An 18,396-nucleotide genomic window follows, 5' to 3' on the forward strand; every position below is an offset into this window, starting at 1 on the left:
ACCATCGACGAAGCCCAGGGCGCGACCGATGACTTCAAGATCACGCTGTGTGGTTTCAGCCGCGACGGGCGCCGTCAGGAGCGCGCCCGCGAGGATTGTCAGTAGAAATTTCTGCATTGTGGAACCCTGCCCTTTTACGATCGCACCCGGGGGGAGAGTGCGTGTCGGGAGAGCGTGTAGTTTCCGGGCGTTAACCACAGACTTATTCCGGATCATACGTTATTACCTGCCGGGATTGCGTCGGCGCCGGTTCGGTCTGTTGTCAGACCTGCCGTCCTTTTGCCTGTATTGGACTTCAGCATTGGCGACCCCGGGGGAAGGCGAGATCATGACGAAGCCGCGAGCATTGGCCGATCAGGGCGCCGGGCAGACGACGACCGCCCTGCTGGTGTTAAGCTCATGCCTCTTGCCTCTGGGCCTCACCCTGCCAGCCCTGCGGACCACACAGTTCGGACTGTGGACGGGTGAACACTCGATTCTGGGCTTCGGTTGGGCCCTGTTGCATGATGGTGAATTCCTGCTCGCCACTATCGTGTTAGGCTTTTCGGTGGTGTTTCCAGGCTTCAAACTCCTCTGGATGTGGCGGCTGCAATTTTCCCGCGCGCCCGGCACCGGTGCCGGCCAGCTACGTTTTCTCGAGATGCTGGGCAAATGGTCGATGGCCGATGTGCTGGTCCTGGCCTTGGTAATTTTCAGCGTGCGCGACAATCTCGTCTTCGCCGCATCCACGCTGCCCGGCGTCTATATTTTCGCCGCCGCGACCGTGCTGGCCATGTTCGCCTCGGGCCGCATCGTTACCCAGCTGGGCGAGCGGACACGGGTCGCCGCGCCCTAACCGCCCCTGAGATCGCGGGCGCGATCGCGCAGCCGGTCGAGCAGGGTCGAGAGCAGCGCGACTTCGTCCGGCGTGAGCCCCGCGAGAAGCGCAGCTTCGGCTTCCAGCGCGACCGGCGCAATTTCCGCATAGATAGCCCGTCCCGCCGGCGTCAGTGCCAGCAGATGTGAGCGCCGGTCCGCCCGGTTGCTCGAGCGCTCGATCACACCGCGATCGGCCAGCGACCGCACGGCGCGGCTGACCGAAACCTTGTCCATCGCCGTCACATCGCACAGGCCCTGCGCCGTCACGGGGTGGCCCTCGCCGAGAATGGCGATCACGCGCCATTCCCAGATCGTGATCCCGAACCGGCTCTGATAGGCGCGCGCCACCATTGAGGAGACCTGGTTGGAGGCGATCGCCAGGCGGTAGGGCAGATAGTCGCCCAGCCGCAGGGCCGGCATGCCCGGCGTGCTGTTTCGTTTGGCTTCGTCCATATCCGGTCTGGTGCCGCAAACGGGTTGCAGCGGCAAGCCAAAACTCGCTCGACGACGACCCGTTTGTCGCGCTATCCCAGCATCATGACCGATATCATCCCGACTCCCGACCTGCCGAGCCTGCCCATCGAAGACGATGCGCGCCGCTTCCCCGTCCGCCGCATTTTCTGCATCGGCCGCAATTATGCCGACCATGCCAAGGAAATGGGGGCCGCCGCCGAGGCGATCTTCTTCATGAAGCCGAGCGATGCGGTCACCACCGCGTCGCGAGTGCCTTACCCGCAAGCCAGTTCGGACCTGCACCATGAGGTCGAGCTGGTCCTCGCCCTCGGCGATGGCGGCGCGATCATGGGCTGCGCGGTCGGAGTTGATCTGACCCGGCGCGATCTGCAGGGCGCGATGAAAGCCAAGGGCGGTCCGTGGGAAATCGGCAAGTCGTTCGAGAATTCCGCACCGGTTGGCCTGTTGCGTTTCGGCCCCGTGCCCGAGCGCGGCGCCATATCGCTCAAGGTCAATGGCGTGCGCCGCCAGTCCGGCGATCTGTCGGAGATGATCCTGCCACCGCGCCGCGTCCTGTCGGAACTGGCGCGCTATTTCACGCTCAAGCCCGGCGACCTGGTGTTCACCGGCACGCCCGCCGGCGTCGGCCCCTTGCAGCGCGATGACCAGGTCAAGGCCGAGATTGCCGGCCTGCCGCCGCTGGAATTCACCATCAGCTGACGCCACCCCGGCACGGAGATCGCCATGAAACCTGTCCTCTACGGCTATTGGCGCTCCGGCGCCGCCTACCGGCTTCGCATTGCGCTCAATCTCAAGGGTATTGAATACGACCAGGTCGCGATCAATCTGAAAACCGGCGAGCAGAAGAGCGATGCCTGGCTGGCCATGCAGCCCCAGGGACTGGTTCCCGTCCTTAAATACGGCGATGCGATGCTGATGCAGTCGCCGGCCATTCTGGAATGGATCGAGGAGCGCTGGCCGCAGCCCGCCCTGCTGCCATCCGATCCGCTGGAACGGTGCCGCGTGCGCGCCTGGGCCGCGATTATTGGCTGCGACACCCACCCGGTGCAGAATTTGCGCATTCTCAAGGCCGTCGGCGATGATCTCGGTCAGGGCCCGGCGGGGATGAAGGCCTGGGCCCATCGCTGGACCCGCGACGGGCTGGCCGCGCTGGAGACCCTCGTCGCAGTCCACCCACGCTCAACGCCCTTCCTGCACGGTGACGCCCCCGGCCTGGCGGAGGTCTATCTCCTGCCGCAACTGGTCAATGCCCGGCGCTGGGAGGTCGATCTGTCGGCCTTTCCGACGCTGATGGCGGCTGAAGCCGCCTGCCTCGCCCTGCCCGCCGTCCAGCGCGCCACCCCGGAAAACCAGCCCGACGCCGAATAGAGATCAGCGCAGCCACGCCTGTGGCCGCCCGGCGGTGAGTGAACGCCACACCCATTCGACGGGGCCGTAGGAATAGCGTTGCAGCCAGAAGATCGAGCCGAAGATCTGAGCCACCCAGACCGAGACCAGGATCAGCGCGAGCCCCGTACGATCAATCTGACCAAATTGTCCCAGGCCCGGAAAGCCGACAAAGAGCAGGGTCATCAGAAGGGTTTGCAGGACGTAATTGCTGATCGGCATGCGCCCGACCGCTGCCAGTGCCGCACGCGCCGCGCGTGCCAGATCCAGTTTCGCCGCCAGCATGAAGGCAGCCGCATAGCCCAGGGCCAGCGCCAGGCTGCCGAAATACTGGGCGACACGGTTTTGCAGCACGGCCGCGGGAGAGAAGCCGGAGGCCATGGCATTCACGGCCCCGGCCAGGCACACCGCCACACCGAGCACCAGGGCGATCGCGGCAATCCAGCCATATTGACGAGCCGACCAGGTCCCGGTCAGGAAACCGCTTCGCAGCCCGGCCATGCCGAGCAGAAGACAGCCGGCGATGCGACCGCTCATGAAGACGATCTGCATCATCTCCGATTGCAGGGCGATGCTCATATTATAGCCGAGCCGCGCCAGGAAGCCGGTCCGGTAGAGCGCTTCAATGTCGGCAATCGCCTCGGGATTGAACCCCATCGCACCGGCCGCGGTGATGCTGTCGCCGATCAGCGCACCGATCGCACTGCCGGCCAGCAGCATCAGCCCGGTAAATCCGATCAGGCCAAGCCCCAGCCCCCACAGACCGCGCACCGTCATGCCATTGGCGGCCACGACGATCATCGCGACCAGGGCGAGCGGCACCAGAATATCGCCATACCAGAATAAATGGGCATGCAGCAGTCCGAGCAGGAGCAACCAGCTCAAGCGCGGCCATTGCCGGGTCGGGTTCTGGCGCGCGGCCCCCACGCTCAAGACCAGCGCAGCGCCGAACAGTGCGATGAAAAGCGCCGTGCCCGACTGCGAGACCAGGGTCTGGATTACGAGCCAGACCGCGCGATCGCCCCAGCTGTCGAAATCACCCTGCAGGCCGGGAATATCGGCGGCGATCCAGACCAGGGCGAAGAGCTGGATATTGACCGCAAACATCGCCAGCACGGCAAAACCCCGCATTTCATCGAGGACGTCATGACGTTGCGATGGCGCATAATCCGGCATTTTTGCTCCCTTGAGGCGAATTCGCCCGGTTTCCGCCATATTCTTACGAAAGTTTCACCCCCGCAGCATGTTTCGGGAATTGTATCGAGTCTCAATAAATTTCATAACTCAATCACGCATGCGGATACGCCTTGGGGTGCGAAAACGTCATGATCCAGATTCTGGTCTCCCTGATTGAATGGTTTGCCGTGACGGGCTTGTCCGTCCTGGGCATCACCTATTCCCCGCCTTCAGCCTGCCACACTCCGGAGCCAACCGAATACCGGCAGGTGATCGCCTGGAACCCTGGCGGTGCCTTGAACGCACATGGTGGCACACAGGTTTCGAGCCGGGATTGCATCGCCGGGGCCGAGGTCAAGATTTACGGTTCGACACCGGTCTTCGTGACGCCGTCCGACCGGTACGACAGCTAGCTGGCCGGTTCAGGCAACCCGTTCCGACAGGCAAACTCCCATATTGCATAGATTATCTGTGTCGGCGGCGCGCTTCTGTGCCTATCATCTGTCACAATGGCTCAATTGAGCCCTTCTGTCCGCAGACCCCGTCCGGGAGCACCCCTGCTCCACGGCCCGATCGAGCGCAATATGACCGAGAAAACGCTAGATAAATCAATCCACCTCGCCGAAATCGACCTGGCTGAATCCGCCACCGACCAGACTGTGTCGGCGGCAGGGTCCCAGGTCCCGGTGTCCGAATCGCCACAGGCTGAACCACACCAGCCGGGCCAGACGGAGGAACGCCCCGGTGGGGCCTGGCTCATCTGGCTAGCCAATAGTTTCGCCCTGCTGTGGGTCGGCGGCGCCACCGCCTTCATCTGGGGCGCCCTCGGGGTCCAGTCGCTCGAACGTCTCGGCCAATACGGTTTCGGACAATTGACCGGGCTGGCGGTTTTCGCGATCGCCCCGGCCTTGCTCTTCATCATGAGCGGGCTGATGGCGCGCGAAGTGGTCCGCAATGCCCATAATACGCGACGCGTCGAGCGCGCCATCCGCCGCCTGTCCGAGCCGGCCCAGTATGCGCGCCACGAGGTCCAGTCCCTGTCCCAGGCCGTGACCGGCGAAGTCGATCGCATCAATTCCGCGCTTGAGAGCGCTCTCGCCCGTCTGGCGGCGATGGAAGAAGTCATCAGTCATCACGCGGAATCGCTTGAACTCTCGGCGACCGATGCGCGTGACCGCACCGAGGAATTGCTCAAGGGGCTGCGCAAGGAGCGGCTGCGTCTCGGCGAGGTCTCTGAATCCTTCGATGACAAGGCCGCCCTGATTGCCGCTGCCATTTCCGACCAGTCCAAAATGGTCGCCGCGGCAGCCGAGCTGGCCGCCAACCAGGCCAGCGATAGCGGGCGCCGCATCCTCGCCAGCGTCGAGAGCCTGCAGGACGCCGGCGATTCCGTCACCGAGCGCAGCAATATCGCAGCCACGAAACTGTCGGAACGCACCGCGCATCTGCACGAGCTCGCCGACACGCTCAAGGAAAGAACCGACAATCTCGACGCCGCCTATGTCAAACATCGCGGCCGCCTGAGCGAGGCCGGCGAAGCCTTGCGCAAGGAGCAGGAGAAGATCGCGGCCGCCCTCGATTTCCATCGTGCCGAACTCGATGTGATGGCGACCACGGCGCGCGACGGGGCCGACGCCCTGACCTCCGCCTCGACCGATGGCGCGGCGGCCTTCAAGAAATCTGTCGATGAAGCGCTCGAGCGGGCCCACAGCCTGGCCGGCCGTGTCCGGTCGGAATCCGAGTATGCGGCACGCGAGCATGAAGCCGCCCTGGCGCGCCTGATCGCCTCCGCCCAGGAAGCGAAATCAATCTCCCAGGCCGCCATCGAAGCGATCGAGGCCCAGGCCGATGCGGTGACGCAGAAAGTCGAACACTCCAACGAGATCGCTTTCAATGCCGCCCAGCGCTCCGACGATGCCTTCCAGCAACGCCTGGCCGAGGCCGACAAGCTCACCGCACGCGCGTCACAAGTGGCCGACGAAGCGGCCGAGTCCGTCCGCCGGCGGCTTGAGGCCGTGCTGGCATCGGCCCGCGTCGAGACCCAGACCGTCGAACGTCATATCGACTCGATGACCGACCGGCTTGCCGAGCTGCCCGTCATGGCCCGCGAACGCGCCCAGGAGGCCGCCGACGCCCTGCGCCGCGGCCTGGAGGGGCTGAATGCGGCCGCCATGGTTGCCGCCGAGGAATCCCAGGAAATTGACGCCGCATTCCAGGCACGCATCCGGCAGAATTACGAATTGCTCAGCGACTTCATGTTGCGCATGGGCTCGGTGGCCGGTGGCCGCCGCGTACCGGATCTCGGTACGAATGAACTGCCAGACCCGCTGCTCGGCCGCAAACGCAAGTCCGCGGACAGCGAAGACGCGAAAGCCGAGAGCGCCGAAGTCAGTGACGAGATGCATACACCGCTGACCGGGCCACAGCCGCGCCGGGCCGCACCCCGCGGCGCCGAGAACAGTGTCGGTTTCCCGGAACGTGGCGCACGTCAAACCGGTGAGCCGGGCTGGCGCTGGAAGGATTTGCTCTCGAGCATGCCGGCCGAAGGCGAGGCCGACAGCGCTGACGGCGATACGGCTGCAGCCAAACGCCCGGCCAAGCGTGACAAGGGCGACAGCTAGCCTGCCATCATTCGGTGAAACGGCCGGAACCGGTGCGCAACCGGGGCCGGCCCGTTGTGCCTCCGGCGCAAGTCACGGGCATGTCAGCTCACGGGCATGTCAATTCACGGGCACGTCAATTCACCGGGCGGTCTGCACCGCGGTCCAGTCAGCCAATTCCTGGCTCACCTGCGTCGCGGCCTGATCGAAAGCTGCGACGATCGCCCCGACACGATTGCTTGAGGCCCGCGCCTCGCCAATGAAAACACTCGAGCCCACGATCTGCCGGCCGCGGCTTGCGATCAACCGCGTCGCCAGCCGCACGCGGACGAGCGGTGCATTGGAATCGCCGCGATCATAGACCGCCTCGAATTCACGCAGATCGAGCCGCAATTCATAGGCCGCGCGCACACCATCCTCCGGCAGGGTTGGCGCAAGATGGGACTCGCTGCCATTGAAGGTGTCGACGATCAGAGTCTGCATGATGCGGGGTGTCGGCGCGATCCAGCGGGCGGCAGCCATATAGGCGATGCGACCATCGGCCATCTGGATGGCGATCTCGTCACCGGCGAGGCCGCGCGGCGCTTGTGGCGCCACCACCTCGACCACGGTCCAGTCCTCACCCGTCCATGTCCGCGCCTCGGGCGACGACAATCGGTAGACCGATGACGGGGTGGATTCCGGTAGCAGGGACACGCAGGCGGAGAGAGACAAGGCGCTCAGCGCCATCACAGCCAGCTTGATCGAAATGACGGGTTTCATTGCGGCACCTCTACCGTTTGACGGGGCGAACCGGCGATGAAGCCGCCGGGATTGTTTTCAAAGTCCGACGCACTGCGCTCCATCGATTCAACCAGCCGGTTCAGCTCGCCAGCCGCCCGGGTCATGTCTTCCAGACCGTCCTGGGCAAAGGATTCCAGGGCGGGCTGGATCGCCTCGATCAGCCCGGTCGTGTCGGTCGCGGCCCGGTTGACGGCGATTGCCGCAGCCGTGGTCTCATTGACGGCGGTCGCCATCTCATTGGTCAGGAAGGCATCGGCGGTTACACCGAATTGCTGCAATGTGACGGCCGCGTCGGAGATGTCCGAAGCCGCCGTGTCGATACGACCGATGGCGGCGCGCATTTCCTCGACCAGGACCTGTTCGGCATTCACCCGGTCCGTGATTTCACGCAGATTCTGCAGCGTCGCGGAAAACTCCTCGACATTCTGGTCGCTGAGGAGTTCAGACAGGCGGAACAGGGTCAGCTGTGCCGCGTCGAGCACATCCTCGGAGCCTTCGACGAGTCCCTCAAGCTGGGCGCGCCGCGCGAAGATACGCGGCGGCTGCCGGCTGGCCGGGCTCAGCAGACGCTGGGCATCCGGGGCGCCACCGGAAATCAGGATATAAGACAGACCGGTCAGGCCCTGCGGCTCGAGCTGGGCAAAGGAATCGACGCGAACCGGTGTCTGCGCCAGCACACGGACCCGCGCGATGACGCGGCTCTGGCCGTCCAGCCCGAGCGAGGTGACTTCGCCGACCTGGATGCCGTTAAAGCGCACTTCGGCAGACTCGCGCAGACCGCGCACCGGTCCCTCGAATACGACATCGTAGAACGCATAATCCTCATCGAAGGAGACCTTGCCGAGCCAGACCGCGAAAACACCGCCGCCGGCGATCAAGATCAGCGCGAACAAACCGACCAGAACATGATGTGCCTTGGTTTCCATCGTCTAATTCTCCTTTCCGGCGGTCGCAGTGCGGCCGCGCGGACCGTGGAAATATTCCTGGATCCACGGATGAGGGTTTCGCATCAACGCCTCCAGGGGCGCAACTGCTGCGACACGTTTATCCGCCAGGACGGCAATTCGGTCACAGATGGCATAGAGGCTGTCGAGATCATGCGTGATCATCAACACGGTCAGATCCAGCGCCCGCGACAACTCCAGGATAAGCGCATCAAAGGCCGCGGCACCGATCGGATCGAGACCGGCTGTGGGTTCGTCGAGGAACAGGATATCGGGGTCGAGTGCCAGCGCCCGCGCCAGGGCGACGCGCTTGCGCATCCCGCCCGATAGCTCTGACGGAAAGCGGTCGAATACGCTGGAGTCGAGCCCGGCCAGGCCAAGCTTCATGCCGGCAATCTCTTCCATCAGGGGGATGGACATATCGACATGCTCACGCAGCGGCGCCATCACATTTTCGAGCACGGTCAATGAGGTAAACAGGGCGCCGTTCTGGAACAGAACGCCCCAGCGGCTATCGACCTTGCGCCGTTCGGCCGCACTCAGTTCGGAGAAGTGTCGGCCATTGAACAGGATATCGCCCGCGGCATAGTTCTGAAGTCCGAGAATGGCGTTCATCAGCACGGTCTTGCCTGTGCCGGAACCGCCCACCAGCCCGAGAATCTCGCCGCGCCGGATATCGAGATCGAGATTGTCGTGCACGACATGGCGACCAAAGGCGGTCCGCAGGCCTCGGATGGAAATCAGGATGTCGGCGCTCATATGCCCAACTCCAGATACATCATCGCGAACAGCGCTTCGATAACGATGACGATGAAGATCGACTGCACCACCGACGCGGTAACCCGCCGCCCGAGGGATTCAACATCGCCCCCGACCTTCATGCCCTGCCGGCAACCGACAATCGCCACCACCAGGCCGAATACGGGCGCCTTCGACATCCCCACCCAGAAATGGCTCCAGTCGAGCTCCGAATGAATCCGCGCCACGAAAACCGCCGGCGAAATGTCCTGGGCGGTCCAGGCCACGAGCATGCCGCCGAAAATACCGGTGATCATGGCCGCGAAGGTCAGCAGCGGCGCCATCAGCACACAGGCGACCACGCGGGGCAGGACCAGGACCTCGAACGGGTTGAGTCCGAGTACCCGCATGGCGTCGATTTCCTGCTGCATCTTCATCGCGCCGATCGAGGCGGTGAAGGCGGAATCCGAGCGCCCGGCCAGCATGATTGCGGTGATCAGAACCCCGAATTCGCGCAGCACGGAAATGCCGATCAGCTCGACACTGAAGATCGCAAAGCCCAGATCGGCCAGAAGATTGGCGCCCATATAGGCCACCACTGCACCGATGAAGAAGGAGAGCACGGCGATGATCGGCATCGCATTGACGCCGACTTCTTCCATGGCCCACACCGTCGCCGTCAGGCGGAAACGCGATGGCCGCACCAGGGTGTGCAACCCCGTCGTCAGCGTTTGTCCAAAAAACCCGATCGTCTCGATCGCCTCGCGGGCCGCCGCCTCCAGCCCGGCACCGATCCGGGCCAGGGCACCGTCAAAGCCGAGGCCGCGGGGCGCATCGGGCGGGCAGACCTGGGTCCGGCGCCGAACCTCCTCGATCAGCCGGCGCGCCGTGGGGTGGCTGCCGAGAAAATGGAAATCACCGTCGGGGACACCGCAGCGGCGTGTCGCGCGCCCGAGCAGATAGGCACCGGACGTGTCGACACGTCCAAGGTGACCCAGATCGAGGACGATCTTGTCGGGCTCGATACTGGTTTCCACCTTGCGGATCGCGTCATCGACCCGGCCGATCGTATCAACCGTCCAGTCGCCATGCGCCTCGATAATCGTCTTGCCCGCATCTTCGCGCAAAACGACCGCAGCACTGGTCTGAGAACTCGCTGGATTTCCCCTCATATCTGGCACCCTAGTCGATATCGGCGGTCCGAGGGAGTACAGAATTGCGGTGAAGCAGTAATGCGACAGCCAGGCCGGCGGCGGCAGGCAAAATCATGATCGCAAAGCCGGTGGTTCCCAGCCGCGCGAAGAAATATCCCGAGACCGCCGAAGCGATGGCCATCACCACCCCGCCGGACAGTGCCGAATTGATCGCCTGGCCGGTCGCCGCGAAACGGTCGGGCACGGCGGTCGCCGCATAACGCAGAAAGCCGAGATAGGTCGCCGCAAAGCTCAAGGCGTGCAGGCATTGCAGCGCGAACAAGGCCCAGAGCGGCGGCGCCAATGCCGTCAGTCCCCAGCGCAGAATGGAGCCGGCACCGCCCAGGATCAGCAGGGCCGCCGGGCTGAGCCGTCCGAGCCAGCCGCGGCCGGACAGCCACAGAAACACGATCTCCACCGCCACGCCGCTCGCCCACAACGCCCCGATGATCACATCGGAATAGCCTTGCGCCGACCAGGCGACCGCCGAAAAGGCGTAATAGAAGCCATGTCCGCCCTGGATCAGGGCCGAAGCCGCCAGCGCCAGCCCGAAGGGGCCGGCCACCAAGCGGCGCAGCGCTGAGAATTCGGCTTCCTCGGCTGGCGGATGCGGTATCCGCTCCCCCGCCGGCAGACGCGCCGCCGCGACGGAAATCGCGACCGAGCCGGCCACGATGCAGAACAGGATTGTCTCGCTGCCGCGCCAGTCGATCAGCGCACCGGCGGCGAAATTGCTGATGATGAACATCACCGATCCGATCGCCCGGACCGGACCGAAAACGAACAGCCCGTCGCGCGCCTGGCGCAGGGCGAAGGCGTCAATTACCGGGATCTGACCAAAGAGTACCGCACCGGAGAGGAAGGACAGGATTACCAGTATCCAGGGCGAGTGCACCGGGTAGTGAACAGCAAACACAAGGGTAGCCGCCAGGGCAAACAGGAGAATCGGGTCGCGATTGCGCCGCGCATTGTCAGCCCAGCGTGCACCGAGCGGCGAAACCAGTGTGCGGCCCGCCAGGCCGGCGGCGACAATCCAGCCAATCCACTCCGCACTCAGATCGCGCCCTTCCAGCCATTTAGGGAAATACGGCAGGAAAGCCCCCAGGGTGAGGTAGAACGCCCCGTAATAGGTGGCAAAACGGAATCCGGGCGATCTGATCATTTCAATCCTCTAATGCGCGATGCCCATAACCCGTGCCACTGTTCCTGCATAGGCATGATGCGCTTGGCGAACAGTGTTCACCGCTATAGGTTCGCCGCCGACAAGAAGCCGAGGAATGATCATTCATGGATGCGGATACCGCAGTACAGGATTATGCGGAAGCCAGTGTTCGCGAAGACCGGATCCGACCGTTGCGGGTTCTGGTCACCGGCTATCGCTCCAACCCGCATGTCGGTGGACAGGGCGTCTATATCCGTGAATTAACGCGCAGTCTGCGCGATCTGGGGCATAACGTATCGGTCGCGTCCGGCCCGCCCTACCCCGAACTTGATGATGGGATCGAATTGATCAAACTGCCCTCGCTCGACCTGTTCGCCGAGGATAATGCCTTCATGGCCTTGCGCTTGCGGCACCTGACCTCCTGGGCCGACCTGTCGGAATGGCTTTCCCATAATAGCGGCGCCTTCGGCGAGCTCTACGCCTTCTCCCGCCGCCTCGAGCGCTTCCTGGCCCGGGAAGGTGACCGGTTCGACGTCATCCATGACAACCAGACCCTGGCGACGCCCTTCCTGCGCATCAATCGCCGCGTGCCGGTCATCACCACCGTGCACCATCCGATCGCCATCGACCGCGAATACGCCCTCGCTGCCGGTGGCAAATGGTGGGAGCGCGCCCTGACGCGCCGCTGGTATCATTTCATCGGCATGCAGGCGCGCACGGCGCGGCAATTACCGCGTCTGCTCGCCGTGTCCCAGGCCGCCAGCGACAGCCATGCGGACCATTACGGCATTGATACTGACCGCGTCCGCGTCGCCTTCAACGGCATCGACCATGATATCTTCCATCCCGACGCAGCGGCGAAACCCGAGCCGGGACTGATCGTCACGACCGCCAGCGCCGATGCCCCGATCAAGGGGCTGGACGTGTTGATCGACGCCCTTGCGCGCGTCGCCGCAGCTCGCCCGCTGGCCCGGCTGCACATTATCGGCACACTGCGCGACGGCCCGGCCAAACAGGCGCTCGCCGCCCACGGGCTCAGCAACCGCGTCACGACAAGCTCCGGCCTGACCCGTGAAGCCATCGCCCAGCTTTATCGCCGCGCCCATATCGTCGCCTGCCCGGCGCGCTTTGAGGGCTTCGGCTTTCCGGCTGCCGAGGCGATGGCTTGCGGTGCCGCGGTTGCGGCGAGCAATGGCGGCGCCCTGCCGGAAGTGGTTGGCGATGCCGGCCTGATCTCCACCGCCGGCGATGCCGCCAGCCTCGCCAATGACCTCGCCCGCCTGCTCGACAATCCGGAGGAGGCGCAACGCCTGGGCGCCCGTGCGGCGATCCGGGCCCGCGAGGAATTCAACTGGTCACGTCACGCCCTGGCCGCCTCCCGGCTCTATGCCGAAGCCCTCGCCGAGCGGAGCCCGAACGCCTGATGTTGACGATGCGACTGGAAGACATGGCGCTGGAGCCCGGCATGCGTGTGCTCGATCTCGGCTGCGGCCGCGGCCGGCATCTGCACGCCCTCTACTGGAACGAGATCCCGCTGGATGTGGTCGGCGTCGATCTCTCCCATGGCGAGGTGAAGGCGGCCTTCGACGGCTTCTTCCAGCTGCCGCCACCGGAACCGCACTCCCCCTTGCGCAGCGCCGTGCTCAGCGCCGGCGATGCCGGGCGTTTGCCATTCCCGGACAATAGTTTCGACCGGGTCTTGTGTTCGGAAGTGCTTGAGCATGTCCCCGATCCCGACGCTGTGCTGGCCGAGATCGCGCGCATCCTGAAGCCCGACGGGATTTTCGCCGCCTCGGTGCCGCGCTACTGGCCCGAGGCGATCTGCTGGAAACTCTCGACCGCCTATCACAATACGCCCGGCGGCCATGTCCGCATCTTCAAGACCAAGGCCCTGCGCGACCAGGTCCGCAAACAGGGCTTCACCTGCTTCAAACGGCATTGGGCACACGGACTGCACAGCCCCTATTGGTGGCTGCAATGCGCGCTGTGGGAGCAGCGTGAAACCAGTGCCTCGGTGCGACTCTATCGCAAATTCCTTGAATGGGATCTGATGGAGAAACCCTGGCTGACACAGTCACTGGAATGGCTTCTGGCACCGGTCATGGGCAAGTCCGTCGTGATGTATTTCCGGAAGGTCGGCTGATGCCCAGACAGATCGATATTGCTGCCTGCGCCAACCATATCGAGCGACTGCAACGCCCGGACGGCTCCATACCCTGGGTCGAGGCGGGCATCTGGGACGCCTGGAATCACGGCGAGAGCGTGATGGCCCTGGCCATTGCCGGCCGCGGCGCCGCCGCCCGCAAGGCGCTGGATGCGCTGTTCGAACGCCAGGACGAAGATGGTGGCTGGCGCGGCGATCTCGGGGCCTCCGTGCCGCTCGATGACGCCAATCGCCGCCTGGTGCCCGGCACACCGGAAACCGCTCGCGACACGAATTTCTCCGGCTATGCCGCCGTCACCCTGCTGCGCTCCATACTGGCGCTCGACACGCCGGCAGATCTGTCACGCTATTGGCCGCAATTGCGCCGGGCGATCAACTGGGTCCTGAGCCATCAGACACGCCATGGCGATATCGTCTGGCGCGCCCCCGATGCGGGCGAGACGATGGAAGCGCTGGATTCCCTGCGCGCCGGCAATGCCAGCCTCTACAAGGCGCTGGAATGCGCGATCCAGATCGCACGCCTGCTCGGCCATGATGATCGCGAGTGGATGGCCGCCCGCCAGCGGCTTGGCGCCGCCTTGCGCGAGAATGATGCCCGCTTCGACCGCACCGGGATTGATCGCCGCCGCTATGCGATGGACTGGTACTACCCCGTCCTAGCCGGAGTCCTGCCGATCGAGACCGGGCGCGCACGCCTCTATGCCCGCTGGACCGATTTTGTCGAGCCGGGACTGGGTTGCCGCTGCGTCGCCGACGAACCCTGGGTGACGGCCGCCGAGACCGCCGAGCTGGCGCTGGCCTGTATGGCGGTCGGCAAGACAAGCCAGGCGACATCCCTGCTCGCAGACCTCGCGCCACTGGCGGCCAAGGATGGCGGCTACTGGATGGGATGGCAGTTCGAGGAAGGGGTCATCTGGCCCTATGAACGCCCGTCCTGGACCGCAGGGGCCATGGTTCTGGCTGCCGACGCGATTCAGGGTTTGAGCAAGGGCTCGACGCTATTGATCAGGAATTCCGTGCCGGAATTCGCGCTCAAGCGCGGCGCCGCAGGACTTCCAGCGTCCCGACGCGATTGACGGTGTCGTAAAGACCCGACGCGACCGCCAGTTTCCAGATCTCATAGGGCGGACGCCCGCCATCGGCCGGATCCGGGAAAACATCATGGATGGCCAGAATGCCGCCGGCGACAATCCGGCCGGTCCAGCCCTCATAATCGGCCAGGGCTGCGTCCATGGAATGCCCGCCATCGATGAAGACCATGCCAAGCGGTGTGGTCCAGTGCGCCGCGACAATGGCTGAGCGTCCGACGACCGGAATCACACAATCCTCGAGCCCACCGCGAAACAAGGTCTCGCGCAGGGCTGGCAATGTTTCGACAGCGCCCAGCTCGGCATTGAAGAGTTCGGGATCGTGATACTCCTCGCCGGCCTGGTGTTCTTCGGAGCCGCGATGATGGTCGAGCGTGTAGAGCACGCTGCCAGCCTCACGCGCCGCCGGGCCGAGATAAAGTGCCGACTTGCCGCAATAGGAGCCGATTTCAAGCACCGGACCGAGACGGCCGGCTTCGCGCGCAAGCGCGGCCAGTGCCTCACCCTCGACCGGGTCGAGGAAGCCTTTGACGGTGGCCGGATCAAGCATCAGGAAAAGGGCTGCACATCGCGGATTTCGCGGCGCAAACGCGCCAGCGCGTCAGCACGGTCGCGCAGGCTTTCCGACAGAAAGGCCAGCTGGTCGCGTTCGATATTCACGCGCGCGCGCTGATCCTCGTCAAACCGGTCAGACATTACAACGACAACCGCGTCGAACGTCGTAACCGCCTCGCGTGTCAGGCTGATCGCGGTTTCGACCTCGCCCAGATCACGGGTCAGGGTTGAACGGGTAAAGCCGGCCGGCTGGATGATGATGGCACGCGCCGCCTGGTCAACCTGGCGGGCCTGGGCTGTGGCGAGCGTGACGTCTGTGACGACAAGCTCGGCGGCGTCAGCGGCATTCAAAGTCAGCAGCTGGCGCAATTCGATATAGGCCTGTCCTGGCTGTGCAACAGGCTCGGCCTCGTTGCCGGCCTGGCCGGTCAGCCGGTCCATCCAGCCACGCGCCGTCTGCATGGCTCCGTCCGTGCGGACCCAGGCGTTGTCACGATAGCTGGTCTGGAGTGTCTGCGCGGCATTGAGCAAGCGGGCCTGTGCCGGGTTCGAGCGCAGCTCGGTGTCCGACACGCCGGATCCAACAAGTGAAATTGGGTCGCTGGCACAGGCCGTGATCAAGCCGCAGGCGCAGATCGCCGCAAGAACACCCTGGTATCCACGCATCAAACGATATTTCCCAACACGAAAGCCTGCCCCAATTCGCTAGAGGATATAGTGAGTAGCTCTGATAAGCTACGCAATATTATATTGCTGATGCGCTAACGATAGATGGACGCGATGGACACCGCCTATACACGCCGCCCGCTCTACCCGCCGATCCGGCCCAGCAAGGCGTCGCGCCTGTCGGTCGGGGACGGGCATGAGCTCTATATCGAGGATTGCGGCCGGCCCGACGGATTGCCCGTCATTGCCCTGCATGGCGGCCCCGGCGGCGGTATCTCTCCGGCATTGCGTCGCTTTTTCGATCCCGAGCGGTATCGCATCATCCTGTTCGATCAACGCGGCTGCGGCCGCTCGACACCGCATGGCGCCCTGAACGCCAATACGACCGCCCACCTTGTCGGCGATATGGAACGCATTCGCGCTGCGCTCGGGATCGACAAATGGGTCGTTTTCGGCGGCTCCTGGGGGGCAACGCTCGCGCTGGCCTATGCCCGCGAACATGCCAGCCAGTGTCTCGGCCTGATCCTGCGCGGGGTCTTTACCTGCCGCCAGGTCGAACTCGACTGGTTCTACCGGAGCGGCGCCAACATGCTGTTCCCGGACAGCTGGGAGCGTCTGACCGGTTCGCTGAGCGCGGCGGAATCCGGGGATGTGCTCAAAGCCTATTATGAGCGCATGCAAGAGCCGGACATCGTACGGCGGCGCCCGGACGCGCTTGCCTGGGCCCGTTGGGAGAGCGCGCTGATCAGCCTGGCTGGCCAGCCCGATGCCCCGCTGGCCGATCCGATGCGCGCCGATGCCCTGGCCCGGATGGAGACGCACTACTTCTTCCACAAGGGCTTTCTGGAACATGATGGCGCCCTGATCGACAGCGCCCCGCGCTTCAAACACCTGCCGGGCATCATCGTCCAGGGGCGCTATGACGTGGTGACCCCGCCACAGACGGCCTGGAGTCTGGCCCGCGAATGGCCGCGCGCGCGGCTGCGCATCATTCACGATGCCGGACATGCCGCCGGCGAGCCGGGAATCGTCGACGGGCTGGTCCGCGCCACCGATGCCTTCGCCGATCAATTCAGCTAGCCACCGGCCCGCCGGCCTGCGCACGGCCCCGACCCTGACCCTGAACAAAGCCCTGACCCTGAACAAAAAAAGCCCCGCCTGCGATCTGCGCCGGCGGGGCCTTCCTGTTGCATGCTGTTACCCGCAACGCGGGACCGGTTAGCCCAGGCCAACCATGGCGCCGAGGCGGCCAGCATTGAAGCGATCATCCAGGCCGAGCACCAGAATGGAGCCGATGGCCACCGGTACGATATAGCGCACCGCAAAGTGGAAGAAGGCGAACAGGCCCGGTGAAGCGTGGCTCAATTCAGTCCGCATCAGGCTCTTCGGGATCACCCAACCGGCGAAGACTGCGACCAGGAAGCCGCCAAGCGGCAGCAGGATCTGACCGGAGAGCACGTCGACGAAACCGCCGGCGAAAGCTTCCGAATACACAGCCCCTGCACCGATCATGAAGGCGAAACCACCCAGCAGCCAGGCCGTCATCGAACGACCGAAGCTCGCATTCTCCTCGACGAAGGCAACGGTCGCCTCAAGCAGGGAGATGGACGAGGTCAGGGCGGCAATGAAGGCCAGGGCAAAGAAGGCGCCACCGATGAAATTACCGGCCGGCATGGTCGAGAAGACCTGCGGCAGGGCGGTGAAGATGAGGCCGAGCCCGGCAGCCGGGTCCATCCCGACCATGAAGACGATCGGGAAAATCATCAGGCCGGCGATCAGCGCGACCAGTGTATCGGCCGAAACAATCAGGACTGACGAGGAACCGATATTGGAGTCGCGCGGCAGATAGGAGCCGTAGGTGATCATGATGGCCGAGGCGACGCTGACCGAGAAAAAGGCCTGGCCGAGTGCGGCGATAAAGGTCTGGCCCGTCACCGCGCTGAAATCGGGCGCAAACAGATAGGTCAGGGCAGCGCCAGCCGCACCATTGATCAAGGAATAGACCGTCAGCCCAATCAGCACGAGGAAGAAGAGCGGCATCAAGATTGTGGCAACGCGTTCAATCCCGCCCTTGAGGCCCCGCGAGACAACCAGAATGGTCAGGACCATGAAGCCGAAATGCCAGAGCATTTTGACGCCGTCCGTGCCGTAAAACATCGTGGCGCCATCAGGCTGGGCGAAGCCGCCCGCAAAGCCGGCCGCCGAGAACGCCATGACCTGGCCCGCAATGACGCTATAGGTCGTCAGAACGAGGAAACCGGCAGCGGTACACACCCAGCCGACGATCGACCATTTGCCGGACTTGCCGGCCTCGATCGCCATCTTGCGGGTCGAGGTGATCGCGGATTGTTGCGCGTGACGCCCGATCGCCAGTTCGGCCATCAGGACCGGGAGGGCAAACAGCAAGACGCAACCGATATAGATCAGCACGAAGGCCGAACCACCATTCTGGCCCGTCATGAACGGGAAGCGCCAGAGATTGCCGAGACCGACGGCCGAGCCGACGGCGGCCATGATGAATGCAAAACGCGACGACCAGTGGGCGTGCGTGCTCGCGAGCGCTGCTGCCATGAAACTCTCCCCTCATGTCCGGCGGTCTATGCGCCTGG

19 protein-coding genes are annotated in these 18,396 nt (G+C 64.3%); 9 read left to right on the forward strand and 10 right to left on the reverse strand.

What is annotated here, in order from left to right:
• Positions 1-328: 328 nt before the first annotated feature.
• Positions 329-835: a paraquat-inducible protein A gene (locus tag BLT42_RS15130; RefSeq protein WP_176780301.1), complete on the forward strand. Its 507-nt coding sequence runs from the start codon at positions 329-331 to the stop codon at positions 833-835.
• On the opposite strand, the gene BLT42_RS08360 is transcribed toward BLT42_RS15130, so the two are convergent.
• Entirely contained in the window at positions 832-1,311 is a 480-nt protein-coding gene (locus BLT42_RS08360) for a MarR family winged helix-turn-helix transcriptional regulator (protein WP_233342395.1), read from the reverse strand. The genes BLT42_RS15130 and BLT42_RS08360 overlap by 4 nt on opposite strands.
• 84 nt (positions 1,312-1,395) lie before the next feature.
• On the opposite strand from BLT42_RS08360, the gene BLT42_RS08365 reads away from it, so the two are divergent.
• Both BLT42_RS08365 and maiA read left to right on the forward strand, forming a co-directional pair.
• Positions 1,396-2,031: a fumarylacetoacetate hydrolase family protein gene (locus tag BLT42_RS08365; RefSeq protein WP_091769871.1), complete on the forward strand. Its 636-nt coding sequence runs from the start codon at positions 1,396-1,398 to the stop codon at positions 2,029-2,031.
• Between the two features lie 24 nt (positions 2,032-2,055).
• Positions 2,056-2,700 (forward strand): maleylacetoacetate isomerase, encoded by a 645-nt coding sequence (gene maiA, locus BLT42_RS08370; RefSeq protein WP_091769694.1) that lies wholly within the window; start codon positions 2,056-2,058, stop codon positions 2,698-2,700.
• A 3-nt stretch (positions 2,701-2,703) separates the two neighbouring features.
• On the opposite strand, the gene BLT42_RS08375 is transcribed toward maiA, so the two are convergent.
• A complete protein-coding gene (locus BLT42_RS08375; RefSeq protein ID WP_176780302.1) occupies positions 2,704-3,894 on the reverse strand; it encodes a DUF418 domain-containing protein in 1,191 nt (396 codons plus the stop codon).
• A 149-nt stretch (positions 3,895-4,043) separates the two neighbouring features.
• Between BLT42_RS08375 and BLT42_RS08380 the strand changes: the two genes are divergently transcribed.
• Positions 4,044-4,307, forward strand: coding sequence for a hypothetical protein (locus tag BLT42_RS08380; protein ID WP_091769698.1), 264 nt, complete (start codon positions 4,044-4,046; stop codon positions 4,305-4,307).
• Between the two features lie 171 nt (positions 4,308-4,478).
• Positions 4,479-6,515: a coiled-coil domain-containing protein gene (locus tag BLT42_RS08385; RefSeq protein ID WP_091769699.1), complete on the forward strand. Its 2,037-nt coding sequence runs from the start codon at positions 4,479-4,481 to the stop codon at positions 6,513-6,515.
• 120 nt (positions 6,516-6,635) lie between these two features.
• On the opposite strand, the gene BLT42_RS08390 is transcribed toward BLT42_RS08385, so the two are convergent.
• The 5 genes from BLT42_RS08390 to BLT42_RS08410 are packed head-to-tail and all read right to left on the reverse strand — an operon-like array spanning position 6,636 to position 11,314.
• Complete coding sequence (locus BLT42_RS08390) at positions 6,636-7,256, reverse strand: ABC-type transport auxiliary lipoprotein family protein (protein WP_091769701.1); 621 nt, start codon at positions 7,254-7,256, stop codon at positions 6,636-6,638.
• On the reverse strand, positions 7,253-8,203 hold the full coding sequence (locus BLT42_RS08395) for an MlaD family protein (protein ID WP_091769703.1): 951 nt from the start codon (positions 8,201-8,203) through the stop codon (positions 7,253-7,255). The genes BLT42_RS08390 and BLT42_RS08395 overlap by 4 nt, the downstream gene beginning before the upstream one ends.
• 3 nt (positions 8,204-8,206) lie before the next feature.
• The gene (locus tag BLT42_RS08400; protein ID WP_091769705.1) at positions 8,207-8,980 is read right to left on the reverse strand and encodes an ABC transporter ATP-binding protein; all 774 of its coding nucleotides are present in this window, start codon (positions 8,978-8,980) and stop codon (positions 8,207-8,209) included.
• Complete coding sequence (locus BLT42_RS08405) at positions 8,977-10,131, reverse strand: ABC transporter permease (protein ID WP_091769707.1); 1,155 nt, start codon at positions 10,129-10,131, stop codon at positions 8,977-8,979. Before BLT42_RS08405 ends, BLT42_RS08400 begins: the two co-directional genes overlap by 4 nt.
• 10 nt (positions 10,132-10,141) lie before the next feature.
• Positions 10,142-11,314 (reverse strand): MFS transporter, encoded by a 1,173-nt coding sequence (locus tag BLT42_RS08410; RefSeq protein ID WP_091769709.1) that lies wholly within the window; start codon positions 11,312-11,314, stop codon positions 10,142-10,144.
• Positions 11,315-11,439: 125 nt separating this feature from the next.
• Between BLT42_RS08410 and BLT42_RS08415 the strand changes: the two genes are divergently transcribed.
• From BLT42_RS08415 to BLT42_RS08425, 3 genes are read left to right on the forward strand one after another with little or no spacing between them, the layout of a single operon-like run.
• Complete coding sequence (locus BLT42_RS08415) at positions 11,440-12,738, forward strand: glycosyltransferase family 4 protein (RefSeq protein WP_091769711.1); 1,299 nt, start codon at positions 11,440-11,442, stop codon at positions 12,736-12,738.
• Complete coding sequence (locus tag BLT42_RS08420; RefSeq protein ID WP_091769713.1) at positions 12,738-13,457, forward strand: class I SAM-dependent methyltransferase; 720 nt, start codon at positions 12,738-12,740, stop codon at positions 13,455-13,457. The genes BLT42_RS08415 and BLT42_RS08420 overlap by 1 nt, the downstream gene beginning before the upstream one ends.
• Positions 13,457-14,554: a glucosidase family protein gene (locus BLT42_RS08425; protein ID WP_091769715.1), complete on the forward strand. Its 1,098-nt coding sequence runs from the start codon at positions 13,457-13,459 to the stop codon at positions 14,552-14,554. The genes BLT42_RS08420 and BLT42_RS08425 overlap by 1 nt, the downstream gene beginning before the upstream one ends.
• Here the strand turns inward: BLT42_RS08425 and BLT42_RS08430 are convergent.
• The gene (locus BLT42_RS08430; protein WP_091769717.1) at positions 14,511-15,116 is read right to left on the reverse strand and encodes a class I SAM-dependent methyltransferase; all 606 of its coding nucleotides are present in this window, start codon (positions 15,114-15,116) and stop codon (positions 14,511-14,513) included. The two genes, BLT42_RS08425 and BLT42_RS08430, sit on opposite strands and share 44 nt — an antisense overlap.
• Positions 15,116-15,694 carry a hypothetical protein gene (locus BLT42_RS08435; protein WP_143024091.1) on the reverse strand — a complete coding sequence of 193 codons (579 nt, stop codon included), beginning with the start codon at positions 15,692-15,694 and terminating at the stop codon, positions 15,116-15,118. Before BLT42_RS08435 ends, BLT42_RS08430 begins: the two co-directional genes overlap by 1 nt.
• Before the next feature lie 207 nt (positions 15,695-15,901).
• On the opposite strand from BLT42_RS08435, the gene pip reads away from it, so the two are divergent.
• Positions 15,902-16,867: a prolyl aminopeptidase gene (gene pip / locus BLT42_RS08440; protein ID WP_091769873.1), complete on the forward strand. Its 966-nt coding sequence runs from the start codon at positions 15,902-15,904 to the stop codon at positions 16,865-16,867.
• A 138-nt stretch (positions 16,868-17,005) separates the two neighbouring features.
• On the opposite strand, the gene BLT42_RS08445 is transcribed toward pip, so the two are convergent.
• Complete coding sequence (locus BLT42_RS08445) at positions 17,006-18,358, reverse strand: sodium-dependent transporter (RefSeq protein WP_091769721.1); 1,353 nt, start codon at positions 18,356-18,358, stop codon at positions 17,006-17,008.
• Positions 18,359-18,396: the final 38 nt, after the last annotated feature.

Origin of the sequence: Maricaulis salignorans (assembly GCF_900103475.1) — a bacterium.
Classification (GTDB): Bacteria; Pseudomonadota; Alphaproteobacteria; order Caulobacterales; family Maricaulaceae; genus Maricaulis; species Maricaulis salignorans.

Excerpts from the sequence above, each read along its gene's own strand:
- BLT42_RS08445 (WP_091769721.1), bottom strand. The coding sequence starts at position 18,358 with ATGGCAGCAGCGCTCGCGAGCACGCACGCCCACTGGTCGTCGCGTTTT.
- maiA (WP_091769694.1), top strand. The coding sequence starts at position 2,056 with ATGAAACCTGTCCTCTACGGCTATTGGCGCTCCGGCGCCGCCTACCGG.
- BLT42_RS08415 (WP_091769711.1), top strand. The coding sequence starts at position 11,440 with ATGGATGCGGATACCGCAGTACAGGATTATGCGGAAGCCAGTGTTCGC.
- BLT42_RS08410 (WP_091769709.1), bottom strand. The coding sequence starts at position 11,314 with ATGATCAGATCGCCCGGATTCCGTTTTGCCACCTATTACGGGGCGTTC.
- BLT42_RS08395 (WP_091769703.1), bottom strand. The coding sequence starts at position 8,203 with ATGGAAACCAAGGCACATCATGTTCTGGTCGGTTTGTTCGCGCTGATC.
- BLT42_RS08380 (WP_091769698.1), top strand. The coding sequence starts at position 4,044 with ATGATCCAGATTCTGGTCTCCCTGATTGAATGGTTTGCCGTGACGGGC.
- BLT42_RS08375 (WP_176780302.1), bottom strand. The coding sequence starts at position 3,894 with ATGCCGGATTATGCGCCATCGCAACGTCATGACGTCCTCGATGAAATG.
- BLT42_RS08425 (WP_091769715.1), top strand. The coding sequence starts at position 13,457 with ATGCCCAGACAGATCGATATTGCTGCCTGCGCCAACCATATCGAGCGA.
- BLT42_RS08385 (WP_091769699.1), top strand. The coding sequence starts at position 4,479 with ATGACCGAGAAAACGCTAGATAAATCAATCCACCTCGCCGAAATCGAC.
- BLT42_RS08430 (WP_091769717.1), bottom strand. The coding sequence starts at position 15,116 with ATGCTTGATCCGGCCACCGTCAAAGGCTTCCTCGACCCGGTCGAGGGT.
- pip (WP_091769873.1), top strand. The coding sequence starts at position 15,902 with ATGGACACCGCCTATACACGCCGCCCGCTCTACCCGCCGATCCGGCCC.
- BLT42_RS08420 (WP_091769713.1), top strand. The coding sequence starts at position 12,738 with ATGTTGACGATGCGACTGGAAGACATGGCGCTGGAGCCCGGCATGCGT.
- BLT42_RS08390 (WP_091769701.1), bottom strand. The coding sequence starts at position 7,256 with ATGAAACCCGTCATTTCGATCAAGCTGGCTGTGATGGCGCTGAGCGCC.
- BLT42_RS08400 (WP_091769705.1), bottom strand. The coding sequence starts at position 8,980 with ATGAGCGCCGACATCCTGATTTCCATCCGAGGCCTGCGGACCGCCTTT.
- BLT42_RS08405 (WP_091769707.1), bottom strand. The coding sequence starts at position 10,131 with ATGAGGGGAAATCCAGCGAGTTCTCAGACCAGTGCTGCGGTCGTTTTG.
- BLT42_RS15130 (WP_176780301.1), top strand. The coding sequence starts at position 329 with ATGACGAAGCCGCGAGCATTGGCCGATCAGGGCGCCGGGCAGACGACG.
- BLT42_RS08360 (WP_233342395.1), bottom strand. The coding sequence starts at position 1,311 with ATGGACGAAGCCAAACGAAACAGCACGCCGGGCATGCCGGCCCTGCGG.
- BLT42_RS08365 (WP_091769871.1), top strand. The coding sequence starts at position 1,396 with ATGACCGATATCATCCCGACTCCCGACCTGCCGAGCCTGCCCATCGAA.